This is a genomic window from Oceanobacillus sp. FSL W7-1309 (assembly GCF_038002145.1).
GTDB lineage: Bacteria > Bacillota > Bacilli > Bacillales > Amphibacillaceae > Oceanobacillus > Oceanobacillus profundus.
Genome location: NZ_JBBOBX010000001.1, coordinates 998,802 through 1,012,220 on the forward strand (window position 1 = coordinate 998,802; position 13,419 = coordinate 1,012,220).

At 38.8% G+C, this 13,419-nt stretch carries 14 protein-coding genes; 1 reads left to right on the top strand and 13 read right to left on the bottom strand.

Going from position 1 to position 13,419, the window contains the following annotated elements:
- Positions 1 to 29: 29 nt before the first annotated feature.
- From NST46_RS04475 to NST46_RS04510, 8 genes are all read right to left on the bottom strand, one after another.
- Positions 30 to 668: a pentapeptide repeat-containing protein gene (locus tag NST46_RS04475; protein ID WP_095314135.1), complete on the bottom strand. Its 639-nt coding sequence runs from the start codon at positions 666 to 668 to the stop codon at positions 30 to 32.
- A 266-nt stretch (positions 669 to 934) separates the two neighbouring features.
- Entirely contained in the window at positions 935 to 1,318 is a 384-nt protein-coding gene (locus tag NST46_RS04480; protein WP_095314133.1) for a Na+/H+ antiporter subunit G, read from the bottom strand.
- The gene (locus NST46_RS04485) at positions 1,296 to 1,580 is read right to left on the bottom strand and encodes a Na(+)/H(+) antiporter subunit F1 (protein ID WP_095314131.1); all 285 of its coding nucleotides are present in this window, start codon (positions 1,578 to 1,580) and stop codon (positions 1,296 to 1,298) included. The genes NST46_RS04480 and NST46_RS04485 overlap by 23 nt, the downstream gene beginning before the upstream one ends.
- On the bottom strand, positions 1,580 to 2,062 hold the full coding sequence (locus tag NST46_RS04490; RefSeq protein WP_095314129.1) for a Na+/H+ antiporter subunit E: 483 nt from the start codon (positions 2,060 to 2,062) through the stop codon (positions 1,580 to 1,582). Before NST46_RS04490 ends, NST46_RS04485 begins: the two co-directional genes overlap by 1 nt.
- A 47-nt stretch (positions 2,063 to 2,109) precedes the next feature.
- Positions 2,110 to 3,588 carry a Na+/H+ antiporter subunit D gene (locus NST46_RS04495; protein ID WP_095314128.1) on the bottom strand — a complete coding sequence of 493 codons (1,479 nt, stop codon included), beginning with the start codon at positions 3,586 to 3,588 and terminating at the stop codon, positions 2,110 to 2,112.
- Positions 3,581 to 3,922 carry a Na(+)/H(+) antiporter subunit C gene (locus tag NST46_RS04500; RefSeq protein ID WP_095314126.1) on the bottom strand — a complete coding sequence of 114 codons (342 nt, stop codon included), beginning with the start codon at positions 3,920 to 3,922 and terminating at the stop codon, positions 3,581 to 3,583. Before NST46_RS04500 ends, NST46_RS04495 begins: the two co-directional genes overlap by 8 nt.
- A gap of 3 nt (positions 3,923 to 3,925) precedes the next feature.
- A complete protein-coding gene (locus NST46_RS04505) occupies positions 3,926 to 4,348 on the bottom strand; it encodes a Na(+)/H(+) antiporter subunit B (RefSeq protein ID WP_095314124.1) in 423 nt (140 codons plus the stop codon).
- A complete protein-coding gene (locus tag NST46_RS04510) occupies positions 4,338 to 6,746 on the bottom strand; it encodes a Na+/H+ antiporter subunit A (protein WP_341136822.1) in 2,409 nt (802 codons plus the stop codon). Before NST46_RS04510 ends, NST46_RS04505 begins: the two co-directional genes overlap by 11 nt.
- Positions 6,747 to 7,512: 766 nt before the next feature.
- Here NST46_RS04510 and NST46_RS04515 point away from each other — a divergent pair.
- The gene (locus NST46_RS04515; protein ID WP_095314120.1) at positions 7,513 to 8,193 is read left to right on the top strand and encodes a histidine kinase; all 681 of its coding nucleotides are present in this window, start codon (positions 7,513 to 7,515) and stop codon (positions 8,191 to 8,193) included.
- Positions 8,194 to 8,352: 159 nt separating this feature from the next.
- Here NST46_RS04515 and NST46_RS04520 read toward each other — a convergent pair whose 3' ends face one another.
- The 5 genes from NST46_RS04520 to NST46_RS04540 form a co-directional block, all read right to left on the bottom strand.
- Positions 8,353 to 9,144: a carbon-nitrogen family hydrolase gene (locus NST46_RS04520; protein WP_095314118.1), complete on the bottom strand. Its 792-nt coding sequence runs from the start codon at positions 9,142 to 9,144 to the stop codon at positions 8,353 to 8,355.
- 23 nt (positions 9,145 to 9,167) lie between these two features.
- Positions 9,168 to 9,767, bottom strand: a complete 600-nt coding sequence (locus NST46_RS04525) for a response regulator transcription factor (protein ID WP_095314116.1) — start codon at positions 9,765 to 9,767, stop codon at positions 9,168 to 9,170.
- Positions 9,764 to 10,900 (bottom strand): sensor histidine kinase, encoded by a 1,137-nt coding sequence (locus NST46_RS04530; protein ID WP_095314114.1) that lies wholly within the window; start codon positions 10,898 to 10,900, stop codon positions 9,764 to 9,766. Before NST46_RS04530 ends, NST46_RS04525 begins: the two co-directional genes overlap by 4 nt.
- Before the next feature lie 90 nt (positions 10,901 to 10,990).
- Positions 10,991 to 12,040 carry a fatty acid desaturase gene (locus NST46_RS04535; protein ID WP_118888446.1) on the bottom strand — a complete coding sequence of 350 codons (1,050 nt, stop codon included), beginning with the start codon at positions 12,038 to 12,040 and terminating at the stop codon, positions 10,991 to 10,993.
- A 474-nt stretch (positions 12,041 to 12,514) separates the two neighbouring features.
- On the bottom strand, positions 12,515 to 13,198 hold the full coding sequence (locus tag NST46_RS04540; RefSeq protein WP_095314108.1) for a phosphoribosylaminoimidazolesuccinocarboxamide synthase: 684 nt from the start codon (positions 13,196 to 13,198) through the stop codon (positions 12,515 to 12,517).
- Between the last annotated feature and the right edge of the window lie 221 nt (positions 13,199 to 13,419).

Here is a 13,419-nt window from a genome sequence, read left to right on the forward strand (position 1 = left end):
GGTTGTGTCCACCCTTCTTTTCCTTAATGTTATACCTTTATTTCTAGTCCAATCACACGCGCAAAGGCTAATGCTTGTTCTTCTGTAACGATACATCCAGGCAAGCTATCCCATGTCACTTGAAGCCCTTCAAAGGTGCATGTACTTAGGTCAACTCCCTTTAACGATGTATTCGCAAAGTTTACTTCATCCAAATTACATTCCGTAAATGCCACACGCTGAAAATTGCATTCATAAAAATCAGCACTGTTTAACGAACTGCTTTGAAACGCTACCTGTTTCAAATTCGCAAAACCAAATGTACTCAGTTTTGTTAGACAAGAGACAAACAATACATTTTCCAACGAAGCGTCAGCAAAGTTACTCCCTATTAGCTTAGAATCCTTGAATTCTACTCGATGAATACTTCCTTCACTGAAGTCAGCGTTCGCTAAATCACAATGGTCAAAAACACAGTCTAGTAAATCTGCTTTACGAAAAGACAGCGCATCAAAGGTAACATTTTTAAAAATAACTTCGTCACATCGAATGCTTTCAATCCCTTCTCCATCAATGTGACAATCTTTAATGATACACCGGTTATAATATATTTCTTCATCATACTGAAATACCTTTTCCTGTAATGCTCCCGATAGCTTTGGACGTTGAATTTTGAAACGTTCACCCATACAAATCATTCTCCAATCTGTTTCTCTTCTTATGGACTAGTATACTATAATCACTATTCTTTTTTTACCAAATAGTGATTCACAAATGTTTTTTCAAGGTGCTGAATCAAAGGCTCTAACCAAATAAACCTCTAGATTATCCTAGAACGTGTTTTAAGCCACTTTATAGCCTATTTTCTAATAAAACAAAGAAAAGGCACCCGAAGCACACACAAGTGCATCAGACGCCTTATTTTAAATGATTTATGCATAAAGGTCTCGAACAGTTAACGCAAATGGGACTGATCCTTCTCTTCTTCTTTTTGCGAAATAACTTCCTTCAACTCATCTTCTATCGTAATGTCTGCCATTTCAACATGCGCTCGGTAAGCAGCTCTAATGATTAAGTGACCCGCTACCGGGGCTGTCAGGAATACAAAAAGAATCCCCAATAAAAGCCTGACACTTACAAACGCTTCAGCTATCGCAAAGTATAGAAATGCACCGAGTAATGTTAATAGCACAGCTAACGTTGAACTTTTCGTCCCAGCATGTGAACGTGTATAGACGTCAGGAAAGCGAATAATTCCAACAGCACTTATGACAGCCATTATGGATCCCGCCAGCATTAATACAGCAGCAATAAATTCACTTATCTCGTTTACGTTCAATGATAACACCCCTCTCGATATATTTGGAGAAGGCAATCGTACTAATAAACGCTAAAATCGCTAAAATAAGAATTACCTCTAAAAAAGCCGTGGTCCCTAGCAATACGGATATAACCGCGATACTGGATACGAGCATTACTCCAATCATATCCAGAGCAACAACACGATCTGGCAGACTTGGACCGATGACGATTCGATAAGCACTTATCGCAATTGCGATTCCGTAAAGTGATAAAGCCGTGATAAGCATCACTTCTATCATTACCTCGTCACCTCCATAATCGCTTTCTCAAATTTACCTAAGGATGTAATCAGCATATCTTTTGATTCTTCCACATCCATTCCATGAATATAAAAAGTATCTCCTTCCGGGTTCACTTCCATTACGACCGACCCTGGTGTTAATGTCAATAGTAGGGCGAGAGCAGTTACTTCCCATTCCCCTTTTAAGACTGTTTCGTATTTGAATATCCCGGGCTTAATTTTAATTTTTGGACTTAGAATATGTCTAATAACAAGTATTGTTGAATGGAATAATTCACGATTAAAAATTAGGATTAGCTTAACCAATGCAAAAAACCGAGTGAGGTAGAAGCGTTGTCCAAAGAAACGGTGCATCAGAAAAACGATAACAATCCCAACCAAATACCCTGTCACTAACGTTGTAAATTTCAATTCTGTTTCATCACTAATTAATGTCCAAAGCACTGCGATAAACACGTTTAATAAAAATTGGGCGGGCATTCTAAATCCACCTCCTCTTGTAGTATGAACGACTTCTTAGTAATTGGTTAATCATTTAAAACCGCATCAATATAAATTTGGGGATTCATCAATGTATTCGCTGCATCTTGCACATAAATTGCAAGTGGTTCAGCGGCCAATCCTAAAATAACGGTTCCCGCAGTCAGCAGAACACATGGGATAAGCCAGCCTTTTTTCATTGGAATTTCATCTTCCTCACTAATAATCGTCTCTCCCCAAAAGCAGTTTAAGAAGACGCGCAGCAAGGAATAGAGAACAAAAATACTGGATATAAACGCTAAAGCAAGCAAAATATACGATCCACTATTAACCGCACCTTGTCCTACTAGCACTTTTCCGATAAATCCACTTAACGGAGGAACTCCAGCAAGAGAAAGCATAACAATAAAGAAAATCCAACCGAATAGTGGATAATTGCGAATTAGACCACTCATATAATCAATTCGCGTTTCACCAGTTACAATAATCATCGTTCCTGCAAGCAAGAACAATAATGCTTTAACAATCATGTCATGCATTAAATAATAAATCGATCCTTCTAACGCCTCTGGAGTCGCTACTGCAAGTCCGACCAGAATAAAACCAACCGCAATGATAACGTTATATGCAACAATTTGCCGAATATCTTTATACGCTATCGCTCCAATACTACCACCAATCAAGGTTAATCCTGCCAAGATGCCAATTAACAAATGGGTAATTTGTTGTTCATGATAAAACAATAAGGTAAACGTCCGAATCATGACATAAATACCTACTTTTGTAAGCAATGCTCCGAACAATGCCGAAACAGCAGTCGCCGGCACACTATATGATCCAGGTAGCCAGAAATAAAGCAAGAGCCCTGATTTCAAAGCAAATACCGTTAAAAAGACAATACTGATTACGGTTAAGAGAGGCGTTTGCCCACTCTCAGCAATTCTTTCGGACAAATGCGCCATATTGAGCGTTCCAAGCGTACCGTATAAATAAGCAATCGCAATTAAGAAGAACCAGGAAGATAGAATATTAATCACAAGGTATTTCATCGATTCTCTCAATTGTACCTTTCTACCTCCAAGGGCAATCAGCACATATGAAGCTAAAAGCATAACCTCGAAGCAGACATATAAGTTAAACAAATCGCCTGTTAAGAATGAACCGTTCACACCCGCAACTAAAAAGTTTACAAACGAATAGAAAAACATATTTTCATAAGACTTTTCCACTGACGAAAAAGCATATAGTAAGCAGATGGCTGTGACGATACTTGTGGTTAATACTAAGATAACGGAAAACGAATCAGCAACAAACAAAATTCCAAACGGTGGCTGCCAGCCTCCAAAATCAAGTCGCTGTACGCCATCTGTCTGAATCCAATTTAACAAATAAATAGATATCCCGATATTCGCAATCATGACAAAGAAACTAATCCACCGCTGCGCCTTTACATAAGGCCTTAGGAAGATCAAAAGAATACCCGCCAGGACAGGGATAGCCATTGGCATGACAAGCAAATTATTCATGTTTTATCCCTCGCATTTCATTCAATTTATCTGTCCCTGTCGCCTGGTAAGTACGGTAAGCTAAAACAAGTGACATTGCAGTTACTGCAAAGCTAATAACAATAGACGTTAGAATAAGCGCCTGTGGGAGCGCGTCAACATAGGCTTCACCATCTTCTCCTCCTAGGATTGGCACACCTCCGGTTTTTAAACCACCCATTGTCATAATCAATAAATGAGCTGCATGGGAAAGAACAGCAGTACCCAAAACAACCCGTATTAAACTTCTAGATAAAATCAAATAGGTAGCAACTGATACTAACACACCTGTTAGGATGGTTATTAATGTCTCCATAGATTACACATCCTCACTAATACTTAGAATAATCGTTACAACTACCCCTACTACGACAAGTGCTACCCCAGCCTCAAAAATAGTTACAGTTGTAAGTTCTGTTTCCCCAAAGAAAGGGAGATTAAAATAGGCAAAAGACTGTGATAAAAATGGCACGTCAAAAATCAAAGCACCAAACCCAGTTCCTACGGAAAGAAAGGCACCAAAAGCTGCAACCTTCTTAAAGTCAACAGGAATTGCTTTCTGAACCGTTTCGATATCGTACACAATAAAAAGCAATACGAGCGCCGAGGCGAGGACAAGTCCGCCGATAAATCCCCCACCAGGACTATTATGACCTGCTAAAAACAGGTACGTTGCCAATGTAAGGATAATGAAAACAACAATTTTAGCCACTGTTCGTAAAATGACATTATTAATCTTCAAAGTGTTCATCCTCCTTTTTGGCTTTTAATTTGATGAATGTGTATACACCAATCCCAGCTATGAGGAGAACAACAACTTCAAGCATTGTATCAAACGCGCGGAAATCACCAAGGATTGCATTTACAATGTTTTTCCCACCTGCTAATTCATAGGAGTTTTCAAAATAACCTGAGATTGTTTCAAATAATCTTCCATTTTGTACCGCAAGCGCGATAACGGTAAAGACAACACCAACTAAAATCGAAATCACGATATTTACATTTCTTGACCTGCGCGGCACATCCTCTTTCTGCCATTCAGGCAGGAAATAATAAGCAACAAGGAAAAGCACCGTCGTTACAGTCTCCACGATAAGCTGCGTTAATGCCAGATCTGGAGCCCGGAAAAGGACGAAGAAAGCAGCTACCCCAAAACCAAGAATACTATTGATCAAAATCGCAGTCAGTCTCGATTTAGCAAATAAAATCGAAATAGCAGCTATCATCATGACGATAGCGATAATTGCTTCAAATGTCGTAATCGGCGCATTACCAGAAATATCAAAGCTATACGCGCCAGTGTAAAGGATTGTTCCCCCAATTGCGACAATAAAGAAAAGGTAAATATATACTAGATAATCACGAAGATATCCAGTCATGTAGTTGTTTGTAATAGCTGTCGATCGTTCCTCCATCCAATCAAGGATAAAGCTATAGAACACGTTAAACGACCATTTTTCCGGAAACAGGCGATATACACCAGTCCAATACTTGCGGTAGATATAAAGCAATGCTCCGATGATAACTACCCCAACTGTCATCCATAACTCTGGACTCTCCCAGCCATGCCATGCGTATATAGGCACACCTAATTCTTCACCAGAAAGCGTCGGGAAGATACTAGCCATCGCTGGGCGCAGCAAATAATCTCCAAGCAGATTTGGAATAAAGAATAGCCCAACTACAAGCAGTGCCAAGATCCCAGGCGCAACCAGCATACCAATTGGAGGTTCATGTGCAGGATGTTCCAGCTTCTCTTCCTGGTACGGCCCAAGGAATGTTTGAAAAACGATAATCATCGAATAGACAAAAGTAAAGATACTCGCTACCCATGCAATTATCGGTATTAAAACACCCCATGTATCTAGTGAGAAAAACCCAGCTTCACTTATATTTAAAGCAGCAGTAAAAAACATTTCTTTACTTAGGAAGCCATTGAAAAGCGGTAACCCAGCCATCGAGAAACTTCCAATTGTAGCAAAAGTAAATGTAATCGGCATTAAGGTGATTAACCCACCAAGCCTACGGATATCACGTGTTCCCACTTCATGGTCGACAATCCCTACGACCATGAATAGCGCCCCTTTAAATGTTGAGTGATTCACTAAGTGAAACAGCGCTGCGAAAGTTGCTTGTGTATAGAAAGTCGATTCCACAGTATAGCCAAAATGCAGCGCTGCAGAACCCATCCCAAACATACTCATAATCATACCAAGCTGACTAATTGTTGAATATGCAAGCAATGCCTTAAGATCTGTTTGGCGAACCGCATTAAAGGAACCCCAAAACAGTGTGAAGATACCGACACCTGTTACAAGCCAGAACCAGCTCACCTCTCCACCAAATATCGGAGTAAAGCGTGCAACTAAATAAATCCCCGCCTTAACCATTGTCGCTGAGTGCAAATAAGCACTGACTGGCGTTGGAGCTTCCATTGCATCTGGAAGCCAAATATGGAATGGAAACTGCGCCGACTTTGTAAATGCTCCTAATAATACCAAAATCATTGCTGGAATAAACAAAGCGTGGTTGGAAAACTCACTTACAAGCCCAATCACCTCACGAATACTCCATGTGCCTGTCATTGAATAAATCATAATAAATCCTACAAGCATCGCAAATCCACCCGCGACGGTAATGAGCAAGGATTTTCTCGCACCATCCCTCGACCGCTTGCGTTGATACCAGAATGCAATGAGTAAGAAAGAAGAAATACTGGTCAGTTCCCAGAAAACATATAAAACCATCATATTATCGGAAAGCACAACCCCAAGCATCGCTCCCATGAAAAGCATAAGATACGTATAGAAATGTCCAAGAGACTCTTTGGACGATAAATAGAAGATGGAATACAATATCACAAGTGACCCTACACCTGTAATTAACAGAGCTAGAATCAAGCTTAGCCCATCTAAATACGCAGTAAAGTTAATACCATATGCAGGAATCCAATGAACAGTATTCTCAATTACGTTTCCATTGGCAATGGAAGGAATGTAACGGGCAAGATAAATAAATAAGACCACTGATACGATAATAGCAAACCAACCAATATGGAATTTGGGGATTTTTTTGTAAATTAAAGGAATTAGTGCAGCTGCAATAAAAGGAATAATTATTGCGATGTTCAACGTCAACAAATGATAACCTCCATTCAAAATTGTTCCGGTCCCCACTCCTTAAAAAAGTGAAATTTCATTCATTGGCGATTCCCTTTCCGCCGATGAATTAGGGATTTACGGGGTGTTTATCCCCTACCTCCACGTTTTGCTTTTTTATCACGTTAATGCGTGAAAAGTTTTGGGCATAGTGAACTGGAGTTTACAAATAACATACGTTATATTCTACATCTTCAATTAAATTAATACAGAATATTTAAATACAATGATAAGAGCTCCTATCCTTAGATGGATGAAAGCAATCGTGAATTGAATTTTCGCAAACTCGCTTAAATTTCAGTGGAATGATAAGAGTGAATAAACTAAAAAAATATATAATGCGTAGAATACTACAGAAAATTGTAGTAATAATATAAACGGGATTTAAAAGGGAACTGTGATTTCCTCTGTTTATTATACAGGAAAATAATATGCTACGCACTTTTTAAAGTTTATAGAGTGAACAAATTACCAGTTAACTCTGGAATTAATAATCCAAATCACGTATGCTATAAGTGATTCATACAATTTTTATATTTTTAGGGCTTCACGAATTGATTATTCCATGTTAGAATGATACAGTTTCAAAAATAAATACACGATAATTAGTGAGTTTTTCCACTTAAAATAATTTCAACGGTAATCCGGGTCTAGCCCTTAGAAATCCAGGATCTGCTAAGACTTATCTTGGTATAGTCAGAACGGGATTATTCGTTAAATGAATAGGTCAAGAGGTGAAGGTACCGTTATGAAAAAAATAAGAGGTCGGATGGATGAAAGCATTTTAGTTTGTGTTTATTATGGTCCTAATGGAGAAAGGTTAATTAAGCGGGGCCATAAGTTGGCTCAGATTATGGATTGCCCATTATATGTTTTGACTGTGGATGCATTGCCATATGACGAATTTGATGCCGATAAATCAGGTTACGTAGAACGATGGAAGGAACTTTGCGATGAGTTAGACGTAGAAGAATTCATGATTCGCGATGATGAAAGACGTCCATTCGTGAAAGTTATTGCAGAGGTCGCACACAATCAAAATATTACACAAATCATTATTGGGCAAAGCCCGCAAAATCGCTGGGAAGAAATCACAAAAGGTTCCATCATAAACGCATTACTTCGAGAAATGACCTTTATTGATATTCATATTGTCTCCATTGATCGTACGCTTAAAAGCATCGAAGACACTACCTATGAAAAAGGAGTGCGCGCATTCTTGCAAAAAGATGAAAATGAAACGTACAGATTAAGTTTTGCCAGGTCTAAATATAATTTATACGAAGGTATCTTCTACAAAGAAATTGGAACAGACTTTAATAATGGCGTTTTTAAATTTGTGAATAGCAAAGGAAAAACGTGTCAGGTTCACGTAACAGAGGATATTATTACAGGAGCAATGAAAGAACCACCAAATGTGAAGAAATAATAAACCGCATCTTTATCGGTTGCAAAAGATGAAGTATTCCTTTTGCAGAGGATACTTCATTCATTTATGCAATAAGGTGATTCAAATGCTTACCTATTATGAAAAGCTACGACATTTCAGCTTGAATGGCGTAGCTTTTTTGTAATGTTTTCTCGATGTCTAGAGTTCGTACATTTCCGGAACTCTACTTGTGAAAATAGGTACATCGCTACGAAAGCTATTTACATTTTCTAAGGCAATTGATTCTACAATCGTCTCTTCTTTCTGTTCACTACCGAGTTTTAATGTATTACCCCAAGGATCGACTACCATCGAGTTACCTGAGAATTCCACACCATCATGTGTACCTACACAATTACATGAAACAACATAAAACTGATTTTCAATCGCTCGAGCAATCTGAAGCGCCTTCCAATGCTCTCCTCTGGCTTTTGGCCATTCTGCTACAACATAGAGAACTTCTGCTCCTTTAAGCGCAAGACTCCTTGCTAATTCCGGGAAGCGGAGATCATAGCAGATAATCAGCCCCATTTTCACTCCATCAAGCTCAAATAATTGAACCTTCTCTGTTCCCCCCGTTAAGTATGCTGGCTCATTCAGCATCGGTACAAGATGGATTTTATCGTATTGATAGACAAGCTCCCCTGCTTTATTCACAACAAAGCTAGTATTATAGATGTCTCCGTTTTTCATATTCGGAATCGAACCGCCAATGATATGTACATCATTTGCTTTTGCTACATCTTTTAAAAAGGAAAGGCTCGGCTCCCCATCATGGTCTGATAATGTTTCTAGCTCATCTAAGGTATAAGATGTAGTCCACATTTCCGGTAGGACAATGATGTCTGGTTTTTCCGTTCGCACGGTCTCTTCTGCCCATTGCTTAATTTTTCTTCGATTTCCCTCTGGATCACCTGGAATAATTTTCATTTGATAGATTGCATGTTTCATTATCTTTGTCACTCCTCAAATTTTTATTTAAACCAGCCTTTTTCTTTTAATCTGGAAATGGCTTCAATACGATTGCTGACATTCAGTTTATCCATAATGGATGATACATAATTACGAACGGTACCATTTGTCAGATAAAGCTGACTCGCAATTTCCTTTGTCGTCTTCCCATCTGCAATGAGTTTCATTACTTGCTCCTCACGCTCTGTCAATGGATTTCCTTCGTCATAGGCCATGTCAATCAATTCCGGCGCATAAACCTTGCGCCCGGCCATAATCGCACGAATTGAATTTGCTAATTCCTCACTTGGGCTGTCTTTTAGCAAATAGCCACTAACATTTGCTTTACGGGCTCGTGCAAAATATCCAGAACGAGCAAAAGTAGTCAGAACAATTACCTTACAGGTATCATCTTTTAAAGATTCAGCGGCATCCAAGCCGGTCTTAACAGGCATTTCTATGTCCATTATACAAACATCTGGATTTAGTTTCTCTACTAATTCCAATACCTCTTCACCGTTTTTCACCTGTCCGACCACTTCCATATCTTCCTCCATATCAAGTAGAGCACCCAATGCTCCAAGTAACAATTGTTGATCTTCAGCAATCACGATTCGAATCACGACGATTCCCCCTGTTCCGTCTGTTGAATTACACGCGGGACCTGAATGATAAGGCTTGTTTCATTTTCTGAGTCAAACGTTAAGCCCCCATTAACAAATTCTAGTCGCTCCCTCATTCCGAGAATCCCATTCCCCTTAAACGTATATACCTCGTCTTGGATACCTACCCCATTATCCATAACACAGATGGACCATTTATCCGGTGTTTGCTTCAGAACTATTGTACACTTCGTTGCCTCACTATGTTTTACCACATTTGTTATAGCCTCTTTCAAACACATACTTAATACATTTTCGACAAGTAATGGAGCATCTATTACATCTGGATCCCCCACTACGTCACAGCTTATTTGGGCAGCGTCAAGAAGTTGACGTACACGAAGCATTTCATCTTTTAATTTGGTCCCCTTCATCCCGGAAACTAATTCACGAACTTCTTTCAAAGCTGTTCTTGCCGTTTGGTGAATATCCGTAAGCTCTCTTTTTGCTGATTCTGGGTTTACCCCGATTAGTTTTCCAGCGAGTTCACTCTTTAAACCGATTAGCGAAAGCTTTTGCCCTAATGTATCGTGCAAGTCTCGGCCAATGCGCTCTCGTTCTTCAAGTACAATTAATTGGGCAATTTTTTGGTTTGCATCCTCTAGCTGGTTTTCTAATTTTTCACGCTTATTTCGATTATACATATTAAAAGGAAGTAAAATAACTCCAATGACACAAATAATAATAAACGGCAATTGCGTAAAGAAAGTTTCGGTCTGTATGGAGAACCCAATACTTACAGCTACAATTGTCGTTACAAGGTGAACAATATACAACGAAATAAAACCAGCTTTATTTTGGATATTCCCAATAAAGAAGGCAAGAAATAATGAAAAATAGACATATCCGAAATATAGTGTGACTCCAACACTAATTATTATTTCAATACCTACTGATACATATACAGTCCAGCCTCGCTTTATAAACGCCAGCCGATATGTAACAAAAAATAATACAATCATCACAATACCAATAGCGATCTCAGCTGGCGAAGAGGAACGAAGAATAAAGTAAAACGGAAGCAGACAAAATGCAATCCATGCAAAAAGACTAAGACCAGTATTTTTCGGAAAAATATGATACCAATGCTGCATTTCAACCGCTCCTTTGTTCATTGCCTGTTTTGTCTTAGTATACCAAAAACCCTTCACATGTGATATATGAAGGGTTTTATACATGTTCTATTATTTCTGCAAGCTTGTTCTTCTAGCTTCCAATCGAAGTGACAATTTTGCATCGCGCTCAAGTTTCTTAAATTCTCTAAAAGAAACAAACGATCTGCTTCTCTGATCATAAAGTCGAAAGCGAAGCGATTGTAAGCTTGTAGCTAACGTAATCGTTGTTGCTTGGTGTAATGGTGGTGTTGATTCATGGGCCTTTTCCAAGTGGTAGTTTGGAACTCTTGGACTTAAATGATGCACATGATGATAACCAATACTTCCCGTCATCCATTCGATTACCTTTGGAAGTTTATAATAAGAGCTTCCATCAACCGCAGCTTTTACATAATCCCATTCGTCCTCATTTTCAAAATAAGAGTCCTCAAACTGATGCTGTACATAGAACAACCAGATTCCTGCAGCTCCAGCAATAAACAAAATTGGTAATTGCACAAGCAAAAATGCCTGCCAGCCAACAGCCCAAATTAGTAATGCGTAAATAATCGCAATGGAGACGTTAATCAAATACGTATTCCATCGTTCTTTACGCTTTGCACCTTTTCGATTAAAACGGTTTGAAATTAAGAAAAGATATACCGGTCCTAGCCCAAACATAATAATTGGATTACGGTAAAGCCTGTACGCTAATTTCCCCCAAAACGAAGCTTCAGCATACTCGGCCACTGTCATTACCCATACATCACCAGTTCCTCGTTTATCTAGATTACCACTTGTCGCATGGTGAATGGAGTGATCCCGTTTCCACTTTTCAAAAGCAAAATGGGTGATGATGCCTGTAATTGTACCAACAACCCGATTCGCTTTTCCGTTTTTGAAAAAGGACATATGTGTACAGTCATGGAAAATAATAAAGATTCGAACGACAAATCCTGCTGCAATAATCGAGATTGGCAAGGACAACCAAAACGATATGGATAGGCTCTGGTATGCCAGAAACCATAACAGGAAGAATGGAAGTATTGAATTAATTAGTTGAATGATGCTCGCTCTTGTATCTGACTTAGCAAAGATAGAAACGCTTTTTCGTAATTGTGCTTGTTTTTGTTTACTCATTTTTTTCCTCCTTAGAAAAGGATGTGTCTTTATACTATTTTAATGTGCATCTAGATCTTTCATAAGTCATAAACGTCATGGATTGGGATGACATTTGTCATGTTCAGGAACTTATTTTGATAGTTGAGGACTGTAGGAGAGCGGGTTAATTTGGCGCTAGATGAGCGCGGGATGGTGTTTGTTTTGGTGTCATAGGAGCGCGGAATGGTGCTTTATTTTTCTTTTTGGTGTCATAGGAGAGCTATATGGTGCTTTATTTTTGTTTTTGGTGTCATACGAGCGCGGGATGGTGCTTTATTTTTCTTTTTGGTGTCATACGAGCGCGGGATGGTGCTTTATTTTTCTTTTTGGTGTCATACGAGCGCGGAATGGTGCTTTATTTTTGTTTTTGGTGCGTTCTATTCTATGTAATGCTAAAAATCCTGCTCGTTTTCAGATAAAAAAAGAGCAGGATTTTTTTGACTATACATGTGATTAGTTGTTTAGCATCATTTTTTCTAAGGCTAGTGGTTCAATGTATTCTCCGTTTTTGTAAGCTCTCATGTTTCCACCGGAAATTTCGTCGATAAGTAAGATTTGATTATTAGCGTCTCTACCGAACTCCAGTTTTATATCATATAACTCAATAGCTTTCTTCGCTAATTCGTCTTTCACGACTTGAGAGATTTCCCGGGTCAATTCTTTCAATGTTTCATATTCTTCATTTGTTAAAATTCCAAGCATAGCCAGTCCATCCTTGGAAATTGGAGGATCCTGGCGCTCATCGTCCTTTAACGTCACTTCAACAAAACCATTCAGAGCTTGAGCTTCGTCTGCATATTTTCCATAACGGCGTAAAAAGCTGCCTACCGCACGATATCGGCAAATCACTTCAAGTCCTTCTCCGAATACCGTTGCCGGCACAACTGTCATCGTTGTGTTTTCCACATCTGCTGAAATATAATGTGTTGGAATGCCTTTTTCCTTTAATTTTTCAAAAAATAATTGTGTAAGTTTTAGTCCTGCCTTCCCAGCACCTTCAATTGATAGCCCTACTGTATTTGCTCCAGGGTCAAAAATGCCATCTTCACCTGTTACATCGTCTTTGAATTTTAGTAAGTAATTACCATTTTCTAGCTCGAATACATCCTTTGTTTTACCTGCGTATAACTGCTTCACTGCTGGGCACCTCACTCGATCATTTTTAGAAAACTTGGTATTCGCGGAGTCATTAAGCGAATTCCTTAATTGCACTTTTGCAAGTAGGGAATTTTTATACAATCCTACCTGGTAAATTGACTTTACATTCGTTATTTTATCATAAAATTAGGAATGTAACCTCTGAATCTTTAGAACAGATAGCTATACTTTTCTCTAAGGTTCTTCATATAATAGGGATA